Annotated in this window: 25 protein-coding genes and 1 tRNA gene; 21 read left to right on the top strand and 5 right to left on the bottom strand. The window is 48.5% G+C overall.

Annotated elements, in window-relative coordinates:
- The first annotated feature begins 62 nt into the window (after positions 1–62).
- The 4 genes from SK32_RS25020 (at position 63) to SK32_RS25015 (ending at position 3,084) form a co-directional block, all read left to right on the top strand.
- A complete protein-coding gene (locus SK32_RS25020; RefSeq protein ID WP_075551426.1) occupies positions 63–281 on the top strand; it encodes an ogr/Delta-like zinc finger family protein in 219 nt (72 codons plus the stop codon).
- Between the two features lie 360 nt (positions 282–641).
- The gene (locus SK32_RS16545) at positions 642–2,069 is read left to right on the top strand and encodes an integrase family protein (RefSeq protein ID WP_048213285.1); all 1,428 of its coding nucleotides are present in this window, start codon (positions 642–644) and stop codon (positions 2,067–2,069) included.
- Positions 2,056–2,736 carry a hypothetical protein gene (locus SK32_RS16540; protein ID WP_048213284.1) on the top strand — a complete coding sequence of 227 codons (681 nt, stop codon included), beginning with the start codon at positions 2,056–2,058 and terminating at the stop codon, positions 2,734–2,736. The genes SK32_RS16545 and SK32_RS16540 overlap by 14 nt, the downstream gene beginning before the upstream one ends.
- 141 nt (positions 2,737–2,877) lie before the next feature.
- Complete coding sequence (locus tag SK32_RS25015) at positions 2,878–3,084, top strand: helix-turn-helix domain-containing protein (RefSeq protein WP_071886911.1); 207 nt, start codon at positions 2,878–2,880, stop codon at positions 3,082–3,084.
- Positions 3,085–3,477: 393 nt separating this feature from the next.
- Here the strand turns inward: SK32_RS25015 and SK32_RS26480 are convergent, their stop codons facing one another.
- Positions 3,478–3,669, bottom strand: coding sequence for a hypothetical protein (locus SK32_RS26480; protein ID WP_071886912.1), 192 nt, complete (start codon positions 3,667–3,669; stop codon positions 3,478–3,480).
- On the opposite strand from SK32_RS26480, the gene SK32_RS26615 reads away from it, so the two are divergent.
- The 16 genes from SK32_RS26615 (at position 3,608) to SK32_RS16455 (ending at position 14,115) form a co-directional block, all read left to right on the top strand.
- Positions 3,608–4,015, top strand: coding sequence for a host cell division inhibitor Icd-like protein (locus SK32_RS26615; RefSeq protein ID WP_326924498.1), 408 nt, complete (start codon positions 3,608–3,610; stop codon positions 4,013–4,015). The genes SK32_RS26480 and SK32_RS26615 overlap by 62 nt on opposite strands.
- Entirely contained in the window at positions 4,008–4,199 is a 192-nt protein-coding gene (locus tag SK32_RS16525) for a hypothetical protein (RefSeq protein ID WP_048213282.1), read from the top strand. Before SK32_RS26615 ends, SK32_RS16525 begins: the two co-directional genes overlap by 8 nt.
- A complete protein-coding gene (locus SK32_RS16520; protein WP_048213281.1) occupies positions 4,192–4,503 on the top strand; it encodes a hypothetical protein in 312 nt (103 codons plus the stop codon). The genes SK32_RS16525 and SK32_RS16520 overlap by 8 nt, the downstream gene beginning before the upstream one ends.
- 1 nt (position 4,504) lies before the next feature.
- Positions 4,505–4,696: a DUF4222 domain-containing protein gene (locus SK32_RS16515; protein WP_081014413.1), complete on the top strand. Its 192-nt coding sequence runs from the start codon at positions 4,505–4,507 to the stop codon at positions 4,694–4,696.
- Positions 4,680–6,500, top strand: coding sequence for a DNA primase family protein (locus SK32_RS16510; RefSeq protein ID WP_048213279.1), 1,821 nt, complete (start codon positions 4,680–4,682; stop codon positions 6,498–6,500). The genes SK32_RS16515 and SK32_RS16510 overlap by 17 nt, the downstream gene beginning before the upstream one ends.
- 292 nt (positions 6,501–6,792) lie before the next feature.
- Positions 6,793–7,014, top strand: a complete 222-nt coding sequence (locus tag SK32_RS16505; protein WP_048213278.1) for a hypothetical protein — start codon at positions 6,793–6,795, stop codon at positions 7,012–7,014.
- Between the two features lie 13 nt (positions 7,015–7,027).
- Complete coding sequence (locus SK32_RS16500; RefSeq protein WP_048213277.1) at positions 7,028–7,327, top strand: hypothetical protein; 300 nt, start codon at positions 7,028–7,030, stop codon at positions 7,325–7,327.
- A 232-nt stretch (positions 7,328–7,559) separates the two neighbouring features.
- Entirely contained in the window at positions 7,560–8,726 is a 1,167-nt protein-coding gene (locus SK32_RS16495; RefSeq protein ID WP_048213276.1) for a phage major capsid protein, read from the top strand.
- Positions 8,727–8,767: 41 nt separating this feature from the next.
- Positions 8,768–9,307, top strand: a complete 540-nt coding sequence (locus SK32_RS16490) for an HNH endonuclease (protein WP_048213275.1) — start codon at positions 8,768–8,770, stop codon at positions 9,305–9,307.
- Between the two features lie 2 nt (positions 9,308–9,309).
- Positions 9,310–9,870: an HK97 family phage prohead protease gene (locus SK32_RS16485; RefSeq protein WP_048213274.1), complete on the top strand. Its 561-nt coding sequence runs from the start codon at positions 9,310–9,312 to the stop codon at positions 9,868–9,870.
- Position 9,871: 1 nt separating this feature from the next.
- A complete protein-coding gene (locus tag SK32_RS16480) occupies positions 9,872–11,107 on the top strand; it encodes a phage portal protein (protein WP_048213273.1) in 1,236 nt (411 codons plus the stop codon).
- Positions 11,104–11,397, top strand: coding sequence for a head-tail connector protein (locus SK32_RS16475; RefSeq protein ID WP_048213272.1), 294 nt, complete (start codon positions 11,104–11,106; stop codon positions 11,395–11,397). The genes SK32_RS16480 and SK32_RS16475 overlap by 4 nt, the downstream gene beginning before the upstream one ends.
- Complete coding sequence (locus SK32_RS16470; protein ID WP_048213271.1) at positions 11,397–11,840, top strand: HNH endonuclease signature motif containing protein; 444 nt, start codon at positions 11,397–11,399, stop codon at positions 11,838–11,840. Before SK32_RS16475 ends, SK32_RS16470 begins: the two co-directional genes overlap by 1 nt.
- 126 nt (positions 11,841–11,966) lie before the next feature.
- The gene (locus SK32_RS26470; RefSeq protein WP_231591585.1) at positions 11,967–12,110 is read left to right on the top strand and encodes a terminase; all 144 of its coding nucleotides are present in this window, start codon (positions 11,967–11,969) and stop codon (positions 12,108–12,110) included.
- 3 nt (positions 12,111–12,113) lie between these two features.
- Complete coding sequence (locus SK32_RS16460) at positions 12,114–12,470, top strand: phage terminase small subunit P27 family (protein ID WP_048213270.1); 357 nt, start codon at positions 12,114–12,116, stop codon at positions 12,468–12,470.
- Entirely contained in the window at positions 12,454–14,115 is a 1,662-nt protein-coding gene (locus tag SK32_RS16455) for a terminase large subunit (protein ID WP_048213269.1), read from the top strand. The genes SK32_RS16460 and SK32_RS16455 overlap by 17 nt, the downstream gene beginning before the upstream one ends.
- A gap of 145 nt (positions 14,116–14,260) precedes the next feature.
- Here the strand turns inward: SK32_RS16455 and SK32_RS16450 are convergent, their stop codons facing one another.
- The 3 genes from SK32_RS16450 to SK32_RS16440 all read right to left on the bottom strand — a co-directional run bounded on the left by SK32_RS16450 (position 14,261) and on the right by SK32_RS16440 (position 16,148).
- Positions 14,261–14,812, bottom strand: a complete 552-nt coding sequence (locus SK32_RS16450; protein WP_048213268.1) for a hypothetical protein — start codon at positions 14,810–14,812, stop codon at positions 14,261–14,263.
- On the bottom strand, positions 14,809–15,741 hold the full coding sequence (locus SK32_RS16445; protein WP_048213267.1) for a hypothetical protein: 933 nt from the start codon (positions 15,739–15,741) through the stop codon (positions 14,809–14,811). Before SK32_RS16445 ends, SK32_RS16450 begins: the two co-directional genes overlap by 4 nt.
- Positions 15,742–16,072: 331 nt before the next feature.
- Positions 16,073–16,148, bottom strand: a tRNA-Ile gene (locus SK32_RS16440).
- Between the two features lie 124 nt (positions 16,149–16,272).
- On the opposite strand from SK32_RS16440, the gene mug reads away from it, so the two are divergent.
- A complete protein-coding gene (gene mug / locus SK32_RS16435) occupies positions 16,273–16,779 on the top strand; it encodes a G/U mismatch-specific DNA glycosylase (protein ID WP_048213266.1) in 507 nt (168 codons plus the stop codon).
- A gap of 45 nt (positions 16,780–16,824) precedes the next feature.
- Here the strand turns inward: mug and rpoD are convergent, their stop codons facing one another.
- Positions 16,825–18,669, bottom strand: a complete 1,845-nt coding sequence (gene rpoD / locus SK32_RS16430; RefSeq protein ID WP_048213265.1) for an RNA polymerase sigma factor RpoD — start codon at positions 18,667–18,669, stop codon at positions 16,825–16,827.
- Positions 18,670–18,700: the final 31 nt, after the last annotated feature.

The raw sequence follows: 18,700 nt of genomic DNA, 5'->3' as shown, positions 1-18,700 counted from the left end.
TTCACAAAATGGATGTGTAGTGTATCATTATGTGATTGCAGGAATTGGTGGGGGAAACGGATATGATGAATTGTCCGAAATGTGGACATGCGGCACATACTCGTAGCAGCTTTCGGGTGTCAGATAACACTAAGGAGCGTTACTGCCAGTGCCAGAATATTAATTGTGGCACCACCTTTGTCACACATGAAACAGTGGTGCGCTTTATTGTCACCCCTAGACTAATCGATCACGCTCCGCCACACCCATTAAACAGTGGTCAAGGCCACATGAATTTCTAACAAGAAACCCGCCTCGGCGGGTTTTTTATTGGAGGCAGTAAAAATTCTGCTGCCATTTTGCTGCCAATGAGGTTCTATTAAATAAAAAAGCCACTCGTTATAGTGGCTTAATTATATGATTTCAAAGCTAAAATTTGGTGGCCCCTGCTGGACTTGAACCAGCGACCAAGCGATTATGAGTTAGAATGCAACTTCTTACCTGAAAATACTTATCTATAATTTTCAGTGACTTAATTGATATTAGAATACTGTATAAATAACCAGAAATACTCTAAAATACTCCTTTGCGGTATCCTATAGGTATCCTAGAGCAAAACAAGCGATTTGCAGGATACCCCGATCGCTTGGTGTGGAGTGTTTGTGGAAACATTCAAATTTACGAAAACTAAGCTCGAAAGCCTCCCACCTGCCGAACGTGGACAGGTTGAGTACGGCGATACCATTGTTAATGGTCTGCGCATCCGTATTGGCACCAGTGGTGTGAAAAGCTTCTGTATCTCGCGTAAGAGAAACGGAAAATTCATCCGCGCCACGCTGGGCCGTTTCCCGGACCTTACTATTGATAACGCCAGGGCAAAGGCACTCGAAATGCTTGGCGACGTAGCGACCACCGGGAGAAATCCTAATGTGGAAAAGCGCGTCAATGAGAAGGCATCTGTCACGCTTGCCGATGCGCTGGAAGCCTATATAAAGAACCGTGGCCACCGCCTGAAACCTACAACCGAAAAGCAATATCGCGCTATCTTGCAAAATTATTCCGGTGACTGGATGAAGCAATCACTCGCTACCATTTCGCGTGAACGTGTTGAACATCGGCATAAAGCGGTGACTGATGGTTCTGTCTGGTTTGGTGCTGATAAGGAAACGCTGCGTGCTGGGGTAGGAACCGGTAGTAAAGCCCAGGCTGATCTGTGGGCCAGAGCACTACGCGCCGTTTATCGTTTTGCACATGATCATTATCGTGATGAAGAAGGGATAACGCTGTTACCTGACCCGCCAACACTGGTGCTGAGCACAAAACGTCAGTGGCATGGCACGGTCAGGAAGACAGAGCGCATCCGCACCCATGATTTTGCTCGTTGGCTAAATGCCGTCGCTGTGGTTCGTGATAAGGCCGAAGAAGGACGGGACGATGTAGCGGCTGCAATATGCGACGCTGTAGAAATGTCGATGTTCACCGGGCTGCGTAAATCTGAAATATTCGAACTAACATGGGATCGGGTGAATATTGGTGGTCGCTATTTCTGGATAGATACCACCAAGAACGGCGATCCGCTGGAGCTACCGATCACTGAAACATTGCTGAATTTGTTTCGTCGTCGGCTGAAAATGAAAAGTGGAAATGAGGTTTTAGTGTTTCCCGGTGCTAAAGGAATCATTAAAGAATATCGCCATGTAATTGATCGAATTAGTACCGCCACCGTCCCTGACCCTAATCCTGATATGCTCCAGCCAATCCCGTTCAAATGGCACGATGCCCGCCGCACGTTCGGTACAGTTGCCGAGCTGGTGGGTGTTGGTAGTTATATCCTCAAACGACTAATGAACCACCGAACGATGAGGAGTGCTGATGTTACGCAGGGTTATCTTCATTTCGGTGCTGATGAACTTCTTGACCCAGCTACTCGAATAGAGCGGGCTATCCTTGAGTATGCGGGGTTAATGGCAAGCAAAAGGCTCATTGATTCTCATCTTCTTGCAATGCTTGAGGCAATGAGTGACTCAGAGAAAAGAGCACTTTTATTCAGTATTTCTAATTCTCACGGTGATTTAAATGTCAAAAAATAAAATTGAAACTGTAATAGAATTTGGCCCTAAAGAGGCAACCGATATGAATATATTGGTTAATTTAATTAGAGATAAAGTTGCTGAATCTCTGATTAAAAAGACTGTCTGTGAGTTGCTCGGTATTACTCCTGCTAAAATGTCTCTAGAGGAACGTCTTTCTTTTGCATCTGATATCGAAAATGAAAAAATTGTTGTCGCATCAAATTTAATTCTTGAAAGTGGAGATGTATCACAGGCGCTTGATTATAAAGAATCTGGTTTGTCAGATATGCTGAAAGCAGCAGCTATTTTAGAAGTTATGGGCTTTGAACGTTTGTCTGCACAAATGAGGAAACGATATGGTGAGTTATTTGTTGAAACATTAATGTCAGGAGTCCGAGAAGAAGCATATGCCAAAAAGATTATCAGTGAAGACAGAAGCAAGGCTAAGAAAGGTAAAACCAATAAACACCATACAGAAGCATTAAGGATAGCGAAGGATACATGGGAAAAATATCCAAATGCGAGCTTGGCAGGTCTTTCAGAAGAGATTTATGCACATCTGCATAAACAGTGGAATGATTTACCCGTTGCCGGAACGATTAAAACTTGGCTGCAAGATTCAGGAATGAATCCTGATGTTAAACCAAAAAATAGAAGTTTTAAGTTGGTCTTACAGCAGGTGTAAATCCGGTTTTACCACTGCTAATCTTGTTACCAGTAAATATAACCAGATATGTATTTTTGTATCTGGTTTGCCTGTCTGTGAAAGTATTATTAACAAAAATAAAGTATCGCTGTTGTTAACTAAATATACACGGTGATACTCATGAATTTAATTGATACCAAGTCAAATAAAAGACTTACCCGCAGTGAAGCCGCTCAACATCTTGGAGTAAATACCCAGACATTGGCAAATTGGGCTCATACAGGCCGAGTAAAAATTCCATTTCATAAGGTTGGTCGGAAGGTCATTTACTTCAAGAATGATCTGGATGCCTATCTGGATTCCACCCGCAGAACGCAGACGATTTAAGGGGCTGGATATGGCACATAAAACAAAGGCGACCATGCCGGGTCGCCAGTGCAGTACCGAAAACAAACAACAGGATCAGCATACCAGGCCAGTTGCTGGTGGTCAAAGGTCGAGCGATGTAATTTTAATCGCATCGGGAACCGCGCCAACGGCGCAGTTAAATCACAACATACTGATATCCAAGCAAAGCTCAAATTTGAGTCTGGTTAGCTCAAAGATAGTCGGTTGTATTCTCAGTGTTGGGGGTACTGCATTGCAGCATACCCAATACTTCCCCCAATGGGGGGAGTTTGAGCCGATGTCGCATACCATTTTTTTGCACACCTCATTTAGAGTTGCACAAATGCAACTCGGTACATCTCCCCAACTCTGGGGAAACTCAGATGCTTGGTATCAGCTTTTTGGCTCGATGCCTTGTTTACGCAATTCAGACCTTGCTAACTCCTTTAACCAGTTACCAAGGCTAACACCTTCCCGGCTGGCTGCATTGTCCAATTGTTCTTTAAATTCTGGCGTCAATCGAATGCTAAAAATTGGTGACTTCCCAGCACCTTTAGGGCTTTTATCTCGTTTGATTGTTGACATGTATGGACCCGTTGAAATAGTATCAAAACCGTTAGGTCCATACACTAACATGATGTTTGAAGAAAAAATAGCGAAGCCCGGCAGTGTACCACCACTAACCGGGCCTCTGACCACCGCCGTTAACGTAGATAACGAGGCAGCTATGAAAGATCATATCACACACCCGCAAGGGCGGAACAACTACACCTGGCGTTTTCTCGCTATCAATCGCCACGATAAAAAGGCCAAACCATGCCGCCTGTCCGTTGAGGCCGCAACAGAACGCGAAGCACGCCGTATTCTAGCACCGCATTTTATTCTTTCTCTGGCTGCACGCCTGCCAGTTCGGGAGGTGTTTCATGCCTAATCTGAACATGTTGGATATGGGGGATAAATTCCGCTCACTTGAAGTCTTATTGGCTGCGGCGCTGGAAATGAACTGGAGTAAAGACGATGAGAGTGATATCGCCGTTGAGTTGATTGATATAGCTCTACAGCGCTGCCGTGCCTTACGCCAGCAGGTGGATTTTCCGGGGGTGAAGAATGCGTGATATCTACCATCAACTTGTTAAGAGCACTCCTGATTTTAAAAACTTCACTGATGATGCTTTGGCTGAATCCAGCGATTTATATGCCGCTGGCGCATTTGCCATCAATAGCGCGCTCACGCTGATCGGCAATCTGGCGTTAGATGCAACCAATTCAGAAGACTATGCAGATGAAGATGCTCGACGTGATTTAATTCTTGTAAGCCATGCTTTGCGTCATCTCCCAAGAATGGCACAGGCTCTTAGTCAGAGTAGTGAATCTGCGGATCATGTTCGCGCCAAGCGTGATAATAATCGGGAGGCTTAAAGTGATAACTCCTGAAATAAGTGACCGCTGGTCGGAAAAGAACGGTGAAATGATTACGGTGAGCAATATTGCCTTTAATCGGGTGACGTTCGTCCGTGATGGCTATGAATATCCCTGCGTATTTCCGCTGGAAAGATTTGTTAAAGAATTCACTTTTGAAAGCCGGGGGCAGGGAAATGAAAAACGCGCCTAACCTGAAGCATCTGCCAAAGGAAAAATTTACTGAGGCGATCATTTTTGCCGGGACCGATGCCTATGCTCATGCAAAGGGATGGGAAGAGGGCCTGGGTAAACAAATTGCCGAAGATGCAACCCCCCCTATCTATCTTGGGCCAAAGCAACTGGCGGAACTGGATAACCTGCATATTGTTGATAAAGGGCGGCGTAGTGCCCGTGTATATATTGCCGGGGATATCGAGCCGATACTGATTAATGCTATTGGTGAGAAATTGGCGCGGGCAGGAGTTCAGGACGCAAAATTGTATAAGGGCATACCTGATCGCCAGCCTGAGGACTGGCGCGACTATCTGAACCGGGTACGGGAACAATCCAGAGATGAAGAAAGTAATATCCGTCAGTTGCCAATAACGAAGAGGGAGCGGCCTCATGAGTTTGTAGAAGTTAGTCCTGCTCTGAATCAGATGGGGGCCAGCCAGCGCGGAGAAGTGTTACTGGCTCATTATGACGGCGATCTGGCAATTCATGCCGACTCGGACACGGTGCACCACTATAACGGGGTGGTTTGGAACCCTCTGCCGGATAAAGAGCTACAGCGCGAAATGGCACAAATCTACATTGATGCGGAAGTGGCCTATTCGCAGAACGCCATTAAATCTGCGGTGGAAACCATGAAGTTGAGTCTTCCTGTCATGGGTGTGACGGCCCGCAACCTGATTGGCTTTAGCAATGGGGTATTTGATACCCGAACGGGGCAATTCCGGCCGCACAGCAAAACTGACTGGCTGCTTATCGCCAGTGAGCTGCCTTTCAGCCCACCAGCAGAAGGTGAGACTCTGGAAACCCATGCGCCGAACTTCTGGAAATGGCTCCGTCGTTCCGTGGCCAACAATGACCGCAAGACAGATCGTGTACTCGCTGCGCTGTTTATGGTGCTGGCGAACCGGTATGACTGGCAGTTGTTCCTTGAGGTAACGGGGCCGGGTGGTAGTGGCAAAAGCGTTATGGCGGAAATCTGCACGATGCTGGCGGGCAAAGCCAATACCGTATCAGCCAGCATGAAAGCGCTGGAGGATGCTAGGGACAGGGCGCTGGTGGTTGGCTACTCGCTGATCATCATGCCTGATATGACTCGATACGCTGGCGACGGTGCAGGGATTAAGGCCATTACGGGAGGCGATAAGGTTTCCATCGACCCAAAACACAAAGCACCATACTCGACACGGATTCAGGCGGTAGTGCTGGCCGTCAATAACAACGCCATGACCTTCAGTGATCGAAGCGGTGGTATCTCGCGACGCCGGGTGATTTTCAATTTCACCGAGGTAGTACCGGAAAATGAACGAGATACGATGCTGGCCGAAAAGATAGAGGGTGAGCTGGCCGTAATCATTCGTCACCTGCTGACCCGCTTTGCCAGCCAGGACGAAGCCAAACGGCTATTGCACGAGCAGCAGAAATCCGAAGAGGCACTGGCTATCAAGCGTGAGGGTGATTCGCTGGTGGACTTCTGCGGCTACCTGCTGGCGTCTGTGGCGTGTGATGGGATGTTTATCGGTAATGCCGAGATAGTGCCATTCAGCCCGCGCAAGTACCTGTATCACGCCTACCTTGCATATATGCGGGCCAATGGTCTGAGCAAGCCAGTATCGCTAATGCGCTTCGGTACTGATATGCCTGGTGCAATGTCTGAGTATGGGAAGAAGTACGAAAAGCGGAAGACCAAGCATGGTATCAGGTCAAACGTTACGCTACACGATGATTCAGACGACTGGATGCCATCCTGTTCCGGTACTTCTGAAAATAGCGGGATAGAGTAAAGTTATAGAATAAGTGTTCACCAGTATTCACCCTGTTAAAAAGTTTATTTATAACAGCATGTTAAGGGGTGAACACTTATCTATTAAGTATTCACCAAGTATTCACCTGTTCACCTTTTGATTGTTTTTTGCTCTAAAGGGTGAAGGGTAGGGTGAACACTAGTGAATACCTGAAAGAGTAGTATTCACCCTATAACCTAATGAATTTAATTAAGAAATTCGCAAAGGTGAACAGGTGAACACTTAAACGTATATTTTTTAATTTTATAGCTCTGCATAAAGAGGTGATGATATGGAAGATGAAATCTATCGGTGCTTTTTAGAGTTGGTTATCCCACGCACACCAAAACCGTTTGCAGAATACGCCGCAAGGACAATGGCAAATGCCGCGATAGATAAGGCTGTGAAAATGGGAAAGGAGATCGGTCTTAAACCGGAAGAGGCAATACACCGTCTGCTGATGTCGCTCAAATATGGCAAAGAGATGCCGGAACGCGGCGAAACAATTCATTAAAAAGGTATTTGTCATGTCAAATAATTCCGATGACGTTATTTATTCTAAAGTGCTAATCAAGAAGATTGCTGAGCACAAAGATATGTTCGGCATACCAGACAGCAAAACAGATTTGCAGATTATGCCGCTGACCGAATACCGGGAGCTGGTAAAGCGGGAGGCTTACTTTTTTGTGGATCACAATGGCTTCCTGCGACATCAATTCTCAGGTGATGTTATTGCAGTCAGTAAAGAGCAACTGGATATATTAATTGATGGGCTAAAAGAGAAACGCCAGCTTCTTGATGATGCTATGGACTGTACAAAAGAATAGTTTTGTAAATTACTTATAATCATTTATACCCCGTATTACTGGTTTATTAATGTGGGGTTTTATTTATCTTTTACATGTATATCTTAAAGAGTGGCACTCAGACGTGAGCCGCCACTGGCCGTTTAATCAAGCTGCGCGAAGTAGCCTGTGGGATGCAGAAAAAGATTAAACGGCCTCACCCTTTCCCGCGCTGGTTTCACGTCTCAACGTTAATTGTTACGGAAACCACTCCATGAAGAAATTACTTGAATTACGCCAGCAGAAAGCCGCACTCAAAACCCAGATGCGTTCCATGCTGGAAAAAGCTGACAGCGAAAAGCGAAGCCTGAACGATGAAGAGGGCAAGCAGTTCGATGAACTCCGCGCCCAGGCTGATGCGCTTGAAGTTGAAATTACCCGCCTTGAGGCCGTCGCCGACGATCAGCGCAATCTGCCTGGTACTTCTGTTGAAGGTAAAGGTGTAAGCAACGATGAGCTGCGCCACTACATCATGACCGGCGATACCCGCTCTCTCTCCACGTTGGTGCAGGCTGACGGCGGCTATACCGTTATCCCTGAGTTGGACAAAGAGATTATGCGCCAGTTGCAGGATGATAGCGTGATGCGCTCCATCGCAACGGTGAAGACCACCAAAACCAACGAATACCGGAAACTGGTATCTGTGGGAGGTACTACCGTTAACCGTGGCAAAGAAGGTGAAGCGCGTACCGAAACCACCACGCCGAAGATGGAGCGCGTTGATATTAAACTCAACCCGATCTACGCCTACCCGAAAACCACTCAGGAGATTCTCGACTTCTCCGAGGTGGATATTCTGGGCTGGCTGTCTTCTGAAATCGCCGACACCTTCAGCGCGACCGAAGAAAATGATTTTGTTAACGGCGATGGTACAGATAAATCTAAAGGCTTCCTTGTTTATGCCCGCGCGGCCACCAGCGACAAAACCCGTCCATTCGGTACGCTGGAGAAAATGGAAACAGCCGCTGTCACCTCTGATGGTCTGATCGATCTGCTGTACAAGCTGAAAGCCAAATACCGCAAAAATGCCGTATGGGTGATGAACTCCAACACCGCCGCCACGCTGCAAAAGCTGAAAAACGGTAACGGGGATTACATCTGGCGCGATCGTCTGGTTGCCGGTTCTCCCGATACGCTGCTGGGCCGTCCGGTTCAGTATCTGGAAACTATGCCGGATGCGGAGGCAGGTAAAGCATTCCTCGCGGTAGGCGACTTCAAGCGCGGCTATTTCATCGTGGATCACACCACTGGCGTGCGTACCCGCCCTGACAACATCACCGAACCGGGTTTCCTGAAAATCCATACGGACAAGTATTTAGGTGGTGGAGTGGTTGATTCCCGCGCGATTAAAATTCTCGAAATGTCAGGTTCCGGCTCCTGATTAACAGGGGCTTCGGCCCCTTACTATTTTGGTGGTTAATTATGATCGAACCTGAGAAAGAATATTTTAATTGCTGTCTGGCTTACCAACCCAACGGCTCACTTATCTGGAAACAAAGACCTGAAAGCCATTTTTCTAGCGTTGCTCAGGCCAAAACATGGAATGCGCGGTATGCCGGAAAGTCTGCTGGTTGTTATTCCAATGGTTACAGAGTTGTTTCTGTAAATAAAAAACTGCAACTGGCGCACCGGGTTATCTGGATTATGCATTTCGGCTCTATACCCGCCGGAATGGAGGTTGATCACATTAACCATGTTAAAAGCGACAACCGGATAACGAATTTGCGGCTGGTTACTCATGCCGTGAATCAGAAGAATTTATCTATCCAGAAAAATAACACTAGCGGCATGACAGGCATACGCCGTGATAAGCGCAGCAATAAATGGATAGTCCAGATTAAACCTCGCGGACAAAAAACAAAACATATTGGCTCGTTCGATGAATTAGATCTTGCCATTTCAGCCCGGAAAGCTGCGGAAGTTAAGCATGGCTTTCATAAAAATCATGGGAGCCTGAATTAACAATGAAAACAATCGATTTTGAAATCCGTACCTCCGAAGTGAGCGCCAGCAACAAAAAGCTGGTGGGCTATGCCGTGCGCTGGAACAGTCTCTCAGAAATCATCTGGGATGAATTCCGCGAGCAGTTTGCGCCGGGAGCGTTTAAAGACAGCCTGGCATCCGGTAGCGATGTGCGTGCGCTGTACGAGCATAACTATACCCAACTGCTGGGGCGTACCAAATCCGGCACGCTGGTGTTGGCCGAAGATGATACCGGGCTACGCTTCGAACTGACCCCGCCGAATACCCAGCTTGGAAACGATGTGCTGGAGCTGGTGGAGCGTGGAGACATTTCCGGCATGAGCTTCGGGTTCCGTGCGCTGAAAGAGTCCTGGGATATTACTCCGACACCGTATATTCGCACTGTTACCGCTGCCGAGCTGCGGGAGATCACCGTTACTTCTATGCCTGCTTACCCTGAGTCCGGCGTGGAAATTGCGCACCGTTCTCTGTTCTCCCAACATCCTGAACTGCGCCGCGCTGGTGATAACCGCCGACGCTGGGCTGACTTAGCGGGGCTGTGATATGTGGAATATCTGGCCTTTTGGCCGTAAATCTGAGCCATCCGAACAGCGCAGCATGACGATTGATGAGTTTCTGGCGATGGCAGGGATTCCAAATACCGGATCAGGCGAATATGTGTCTGCTGGTACTGCGGAATCTCTGCCGGCGGTGATGAACGCCGTGTCAGTTATCAGTGAGGCAGTGGCAACAATGCCCTGCTATCTCTACCGCGTGCGCAACGATAACGGGCGAGAAGCGCGGGAGTGGTTGAGTAATCATCCGGTAGATTTTCTCCTGAACGAGCAACCGAACGACTGCCAGACGCCTTACCAGTTCAAGCGCACGATGATGCGTCATTGCCTGCTGAACGGTAACGCCTATGCGGTGATCCAGTGGGGCCGTGACGGCCAGCCGCAATCCCTGCATCCGTATGCGCCGGGGGCGGTTGTTCCTGAGCGTATCGGCCAGCATAAGTACAAATACACCGTTACTGAGCCGTTTTCCGGGGCAGTGCGCACCTACTTGCAGGAAGAGATTCTGCACCTGCGTTATTCGACCGATGATGGTTTTCTGGGGCGCTCGCCGATCACCACCTGCCGTGAGGCGTTGGGGTTAGGTCTGGCCCAGCAGCGCCACGGTGCCAGTATTATGAAAGATGGCATGATGGCGGCTGGCGTGGTTACTACTGCTGAATGGCTCGACAGCGTGAAGGGAAAACAGGCTCTGGACGCTCTGGAGCGCTACAAAGGTGCCAGAAACGCCGGGAAAACGCCGATCCTTGAAGGTGGCATGGACTACAAGCAGCTTGGCATGAGTAATCAGGATGCCGAATGGCTGGCATCCCGTCGCTTCACCATTGAAGACATTGCCCGCATGTTCAACGTGTCGCCTATTTTTCTCCAGGAATACAGCAACAGCACCTATAGCAATTTCAGCGAGGCGAGCCGCGCATTTCTCACCATGACGATGCGCCCGTGGCTGGCGAACTTCGAACAACAAATCAAATCTTCGCTGCTGGTGTCCTCTCCCGTTCCGGGCGTTCGCTACCTTGTGGAATTTGATTCCGCTGACCTTCTACGCGCTACGCCAACCGAACGTTACGCCACTTATGAGCGCGGCATTAAGAACGGGATCATGAACCCTAACGAAGCCCGAGAACGCGAAGGTATGCCGCCGCGCGACGGTGGCGACGAGTTCAGCCAGGCATGGAAACAGGAATTTAAGGTCAGCAAAGACGATAAGGCAGGCGACGAATGAGCGAGTTAATCCCCCTTGATGAAGCAAAGATGCATTGTCGGATTGATGACAACTATGAAGACGTGTTGATCCAGGCTTATATCGCTGCGGCGTTGGAGGTCTGTCAGAAGCATATAGGCAAGCGATTTGATAAAGGTCTGGAGTTTACACCGGCGATCAAGATTGGCTGTCTGCTATACGTCTCTCAGCTGTATGAATATCGCACGATGATTAGCGATGTTGAGTCTACAGAGGTGCCCCTGACTATCTCAGCTTTGTGGTCAGTCTATCGTGATGTGGGGATCTACTGATGCCGTGGCAGCCGTTGCGCCGGTGCACAGAGCCGGGATGTAATAAGCGGGTGAAATCCGGCAAGTGTGATGAGCATAAGCGGGAAGCCTGGCGGGCAGAGGATGCCAGACGCGGCCACCGTCGCGCCCGTGGTTACTCAGCATCATGGGAGAAGTACCGTACTCAGTACCTTAAGCGCTATCCGCTATGCGTTGAGTGTCTGAAGCTGGACCTCTACGTACCTGCAAAGATTGTCGATCACATCATCCCTATCAACGGCGGTGATGATGTTCTGTTCTGGCCTGAGTGGAATCACCAGCCGTTATGCCAGACACATCATAACCAGAAGACCACACAGCAAGACCCAACCACCAAAGCGAAGCGCAAAGCAGGGCTGTACCGTGAGCAGGAAGATCGTGCAGCCCATCGCAATGACTGGATGTATGAGGCTGACAATGACTGAGCAGGAACAGCAGCGGCTGATAAGTGGGCTGATAAAGCAGCGCGAGGCATGGCAACCATCCAGACAGAGAGCGCACACGAAGCCCGTAGCAAAGCGCATGAGCCAGCGTGACCGGGAGCTTATGGAATGCTTCCGCAACCGCTGACAGGCGGCATGGGCGGGGTGGGGGAGGTTTTAAAGACAAACCCCCTGCTGCAAGGCACCGCCTGCCCCCTCAAATTTTTACGCACGGTGATTTTTTTGAAAATAAAACAGACAGGAAAACAGTAAGTTATGGCAAGACCACCCAAACCGCCCGCCTACCTTGATGAAATCGCGGCGCAGCAGTGGAAAGCAAAGGCGAAGCAGCTGGCGGAGCGCGGGGATCTGACGCCTGCCGACTGGAACAACCTTGAGCTGTATTGCGTCAATTACTCGATGTACCGCAAAGCCGTGGAAGACCTTGCCACGCGGGGATTTAGCATAGTGAACAGCCAGGGCGGTGAGAGCCGTAACCCGGCACTGAACGCAAAAGCGGATGCCGAAAAAATTCTCATAAAAATGTCGTCGCTGCTGGGCTTTGATCCGGTAAGCCGCCGCCGTAATCCGGTAGAAACGGAAGAGGAGGACGAGCTTGACCGTCTGGAATGATTACGCAAACGCCATTAAATCCGGTGAAATTCCGGCCTGTAAGCGCGTAAAACAGGCCGTTGAAAGGTACTTTTCAGACCTGAATGACCCCCGTTATGAGTTCGATACGGCGACCGTGGAGCGGTTTATTGCCTTCTCCCGGCTCTGTCCACACGTCAAAGGCCCGTTGCGGGGTCAGCCTATCGAGCTTGAGCCGTGGCAGCAGTTCGCCTTTGCTAACCTGCTGGGCTTTAAGGTCAGGGAGTCAGGCCGCCGCAAGTACAGCAGCGCCTTTATTGAGGTGCCGCGCAAGAATGCCAAATCCACCGTAGCCGCCATGCTGGCTAACTGGTTTCTGGTGATGGAAAAGGGCCAGCAGGATATCTACACGGCGGCGGTGAGCCGGGATCAGGCCCGAATCGTGTTCGACGATGCCCGCCAGATGTGCCTGCTGTCAAAACCGCTGAAAAAGCGCGTCAATATCCAGGCGCATAAGGTCATTTTCCCGAAGAGCAACAGCCTGTTAAAGCCGTTGGCGGCGAAAGCGGCCACCATTGAAGGAACTAACCCCAGCCTGGCGATTGTCGATGAATACCACCTTCACCCGGATAACGGCGTTTATTCCGCGCTTGAGCTGGGTATGGGCGCACGACCGGAGGCGATTTTGTTCGCCATCACTACCGCCGGGAGTAACGTTGTCTCCGCCTGTAAGCAGCATTATGACTACTGCTGCCAGATTCTGGCCGGGGAAGAGAGCAACGATTCGCTGTTTGTCCTGATCTACGAACTGGACGACGAAAGCGAGGTTGAGCAGCCTGAAATGTGGATTAAGGCTAACCCTAACCTGCATGTGTCCGTTGACGCGGCAAAACTGGAGTCCACCATCCAGAAAGCGCGGGGCATACCGTCGCAGTGGGTGGAAATGCTGACCAAACGTTTCAATATCTGGTGTCAGGGCTCCACGCCGTGGATGGGCGCCGGTGCATGGGATGCCTGTGCGCTCGACTATACAGAAGACGATCTGGCCGGAATGGAGTGTTATGCCGGGTTTGACCTGTCCTCTACCAGCGACATCACCAGTGTAAGCTATGCGTTCCCGTTCGACAGGGAGATCCGCCTGCTGACCCGTCATTATCTGCCGGAAGCCCAGCTACTTAACGTCGCCAACAAAAACCGCGCCATCTACCGCCAGTGGGTGAAAGCGGGCTGGATACGCACCACCCCCGGCGACTGTATCGACTATGACCGCATCCGTGACGATATTCTGCGCGACGCTGAAACCTTCAATATCCGGCTGGTGGGTTTCGATACGTGGAACGCCACGCACCTGCGCACCCAGCTACAGGGGGCGGGGCTTGATGTGGAGCCGTTCCCGCAAACCTATCTCAAATTCAGTCCGGTAGCGAAATCCTTTGAGGTGTTCGTTAATCGCAGAGTGGTGCGCCACCGTGGCGATCCGGTTCTGGCCTGGGCAATTGGAAACGTGGTGATGGAGTCCGACGCTAACGCCAACATTAAGCCCAACAAAAAGAAATCCTCTAACAAGATAGATCCTGCGGTATCTGCGCTGATGGCGTTCGGCACCTTCCAGGCTGAGCATGAGGATTTTGCTTTCGATATGAGCGACAGTTACAAAGAACGACTGGCGACGTTTAACGGGATTTGAATATACTCAAACACAAGAACATTGTGGCTGAGATCGACTAAATGACCCGCCAGTCGGGTCATGGTCTGGATGCTCATGAACGGCTGTTTATACGCACCCAAATTACTTCATCCATGGCGGCAAAGAACGGCATATTCATTTTAGGCTAGTTATCTAAAATGTTACTAAATCTTTTTATAACCATTAAGAAAGTTATTACAGTAGTAAAAAATGCCGAATAAGCCACATAGCTTAGTAAGTAAGCGGGAATAGAAAAGTATAACTTGGTAAAAATATCTTTTTCAGGAAGGAAAGAAATAATCACTGATGATATTACAAGAATTACCGAGGTTAGAATTGCATATGACACGTTATGGCAAAGTTGATCATAAACCTTTTTGTTTATCTCCAGTGTTGGGATGTTTGTCTTTGATTTGTTATTTTCTTCGATATCCGAGATTTTAAAAATGGTTTTTTGTTTTTGGTCATATATCATTATGACCGCACTCATTAACAAAGCAGTTGTTATTGCTCCGAAGTTAACAAATACAGATGCGATCGAAGGTTTCATAACCCCATAAGTTAGGCAGAGGAATAAAGATATAGCAAGAGGTATAACGAAGTGGACTATAATGTCATCCATTAAAGTCGTGCCTTTGCCATCTGACATGGTTTTGTAATGCTTAAGGATTACTTGTAGTATATTTATTTTATTCATATGGTTACACCCTTGTTAGCACTATGCAATTCTAAGAGTATATCATTAGTTACAGCTTTTACCGTATCATGAAGTGCGATTATATCAGGGATGCCAGTATTAGGATCTATGTTGAGATCGGAATCATCTAGTTCAACTGAAATTCCTTTTTTAAGGATGGCATTATAACTGAAAACAATGAGTCTATTCCCAAGTTGCAATGAAATCTTAACTTCATCGCATTTATCCTCAACAATTTCTATTACATTACTGAGTCTTTTGTTTCTCAAATCACGAAAACTTCCCATATAGCCTTCGTTGTATTTTATAATTAAATCTGTTTTTACGTTTGTTTTGTTGCTTCCAAATGAATCAGCAATATCTGTAGGGGGTTTGTAACCAACAGCCTTAATTTGCTTCACTTCAGATTCAAGGATGTGTTGGGGTATGTTTTTATGGCATAGAGGATTTATTCTAGCCTCTAGTTGATATTGGCTAATAAAATAGTCAGTTAGAAATTCAGTAAAAGCTGATTTAGCTGAAGTATTATCACTACTATGGAATGCGATGATGCCTTCTTCAAGTCCATTTGGAAGATAAATTAATATATAACGCTCACGTAAAGTAACATCATCTACTTTAGTTGTATATTGTGTTTTAGTAAGTAGAGGGTCTTTTATTTCGTGGCTTTCACCATATTTTCCAACTTTGATATAGCCGTATACTAATCCTTTATTCTTATCGAAGGTTAATTTCGTATGTTGTTCCAGTGATACTTTTGTTTTTGCCGATTTGTATTCAATAGGGGATATTTTATAATAGTTTAAAAAATCTTCTAATATATCAAATGCGGTTTTATTATTACTTAAGCCAAGATTGCCAAGGGTCTTGCTGCTCCGGCTACCCTTCTTTGTTAAAATCCTAAAGGAGTAAAAGCTAACACTGTGCATGAAAATTGCCCTATTACGAAATTTTTGGAATTTTTTTGGAGTTTTTTGGATATAACTTTTGAAAAGTTATACGCTACCGCCCGAGTGTGCTCACCCAAGTGAAGACTTTACAGAAGCGAATTGTTTGTATGAAGCTTACAGAAAAAATAGTTGTACGTAATGCGTCTACTCGTCAACTTTATCAGGAATAAATGAGTAAATATTACTCATGAAGTCATCGGTAACTTACGTTTCTTGTTCGACGAGCTACCTGCTGATACTTCCCTACGGTATCCTATAGGTATCCTAGAAAAGACTAAGGGCCTACGTTTTCACGTAAGCCCTTGATATTTGGTGGCCCCTGCTGGACTTGAACCAGCGACCAAGCGATTATGAGTCGCCTGCTCTAACCACTGAGCTAAGGGGCCGTGGCGGTGGATTATAAAGTAACTCCGCGTTGCAATCCAGACATAAGCGTACGGATGCTGTTTTTATAAACAATGTATTTTCAGTCCGTTATACTTGTCCCTTGATGTATTGTTCGGAGTAATTATGGTTAAGGACATACTGGCACCGGGGCTGCGGGTAGTATTTTGCGGCATCAATCCGGGGCTCTCTTCTGCGGGTACAGGATTTCCCTTTGCGCATCCCGCGAATCGCTTCTGGAAGGTTATCCATCAGGCGGGGTTCACCGATCGCCAGCTTAAACCTGAAGAGGCACAGCATCTGCTGGATTTCCGCTGCGGCGTGACTAAGTTTGTCGACAGACCAACGGTACAAGCCAATGAAGTGAAGCTACAAGAGATGCGTAGCGGCGGTCGTCTGCTCATTGAGAAAATAGAAGAGTATCAGCCCGCCGCGCTCGCAATCCTCGGTAAGCAGGCCTTTGAGCAGGGCCTTAGCCAGCGTGGGGCGCAGTGGGGGAAGCAGACGTTGACCATTGGCGCGACGCAATTATGGGTATTGCCGAATCCCAGCGGGTTAAGCCGGATCACGCTGGATAAACTGGTGGAAGCGTATCGGGAAGTGAACGACGCCCTGCTCAGGCGGGGACTATAAAGAAAAACGCCACCTTGCGGTGGCGTTTATGCTTATGTGGCGAGATTAATCGTCGAGGAAGCTACGCAGTACTTCAGAGCGGCTCGGGTGACGCAGTTTACGCAGCGCCTTCGCTTCGATCTGACGGATACGTTCACGGGTAACATCGAACTGTTTACCGACTTCTTCCAGCGTGTGGTCGGTGTTCATGTCGATACCGAAACGCATACGCAGAACTTTCGCTTCACGGGCGGTCAGGCCAGCCAGAACGTCGTGTGTTGCGGCACGCAGGCTCTCGGTGGTCGCAGAGTCCAGCGGCAGCTCGAGGGTGGTATCCTCGATGAAATCACCCAGATGCGAATCTTCATCGTCGCCGATCGGCGTTTCCATGGAGATAGGCTCTTTAGCGATCTTCAGCACTTTACGGATCTTGTCTTCTGGCATCAGCATGCGTTCAGCCAGCTCTTCCGGCGTCGGCTCGCGGCCCATCTCTTGCAGCATCTGACGGGAGATACGGTTGAGCTTGTTAATGGTCTCAATCATATGCACCGGGATACGAATGGTACGCGCCTGATCTGCGATCGAACGGGTGATCGCCTGACGGATCCACCAGGTTGCATAGGTGGAGAACTTGTAACCACGACGGTATTCAAACTTATCCACCGCTTTCATCAGACCGATGTTACCTTCCTGAATCAGATCCAGGAACTGCAGGCCACGGTTGGTGTATTTTTTAGCGATAGAGATAACCAGACGTAAGTTCGCTTCAACCATCTCTTTTTTCGCACGGCGGGCTTTCGCTTCACCGATGGACATGCGACGGTTGATATCTTTAACCTGCTCGATGGTCAGGCCGGTTTCTTCTTCAATCTGCTGCAGTTTCTGCAGGCCGCGGTGAACGTCATCTGCCACATCGTGCAGTTTTTCAGACCACGGCTTGTTCATCGCGATTGCCGCGTTGAACCAGGTTTCGCTGGTTTCGTTGCCAGTAAACAGGGTGATGAAGTTTTTCTTCGGCATTTTGCACTGCTCAACGCAGAGCTTCATGATCAGACGTTCCTGAGTACGTACGCGGTCCATCATGACGCGCATGCTGTTTACCAGGTAGTCGAACTGCTTCGGTACCAGGCGGAACTGTTTGAACACTTCAGACAGCTTCTGAATTTCTTCCTGCGCGGCTGCATGGCTGCGGCCTTTCGCTTTGATAGTGTCGCGGGTGATTTCGTACTGAGTACGCAGTTCACCGAATTTTTCACGCGCTAATTCAGGGTCGATGCTGTTGTCGTCATCGCTGCTGTCGTCGTCTTCTTCTTCATCTTCGTCTTCATCGTCGTCCATCTCTTCCTGAGAGAGTTCAGAACCGACGTGCGTCGCCGTTGGCGCCATGTCTTCTTCCGCGTTCGGATCGACAAAGCCGGTGATCAGATCGGAAAGACGTGCTTCTTCAGCTTCAACGCGATCGTACTGCTCAAGCAGGTAGGTGATAGCTTCCGGGTATTCGGCAACGGAGCATTGAACCTGGTTAATCCCGTCTTCGATGCGTTTAGCGATGTCGATTTCGCCTTCGCGGGTTAACAGTTCAACGGTACCCATTTCACGCATGTACATGCGGACCGGGTCAGTTGTACGACCGATTTCGGACTCAACGCTGGACAGAACCTGGGCAGCCGCTTCTTCCGCGTCTTCATCGGTGCTGTTGGAGGTTTCAGCAAGCAGCAGATCATCGGCATCAGGTGCTTCTTCCATCACCTGAATACCCATGTCATTGATCATTTGGATGATGTCTTCGATTTGATCTGAATCGACGATATCTTCCGGCAGATGGTCATTGACCTCGGCATAGGTCAGATAGCCTTGCTCCTTACCACGTTGGACAAGAAGCTTCAGCTGTGACTGCGGGTTTTGCTCCATAAGACGGTATCCACACTTAATTCGTTTGATT

It is taken from the genome of Citrobacter sp. MGH100 (assembly GCF_001034465.1).
GTDB lineage: Bacteria > Pseudomonadota > Gammaproteobacteria > Enterobacterales > Enterobacteriaceae > Citrobacter > Citrobacter youngae.
Note: the sequence above shows the minus strand (reverse complement) of the source record. Positions and strands in the feature narration are given on the sequence as shown.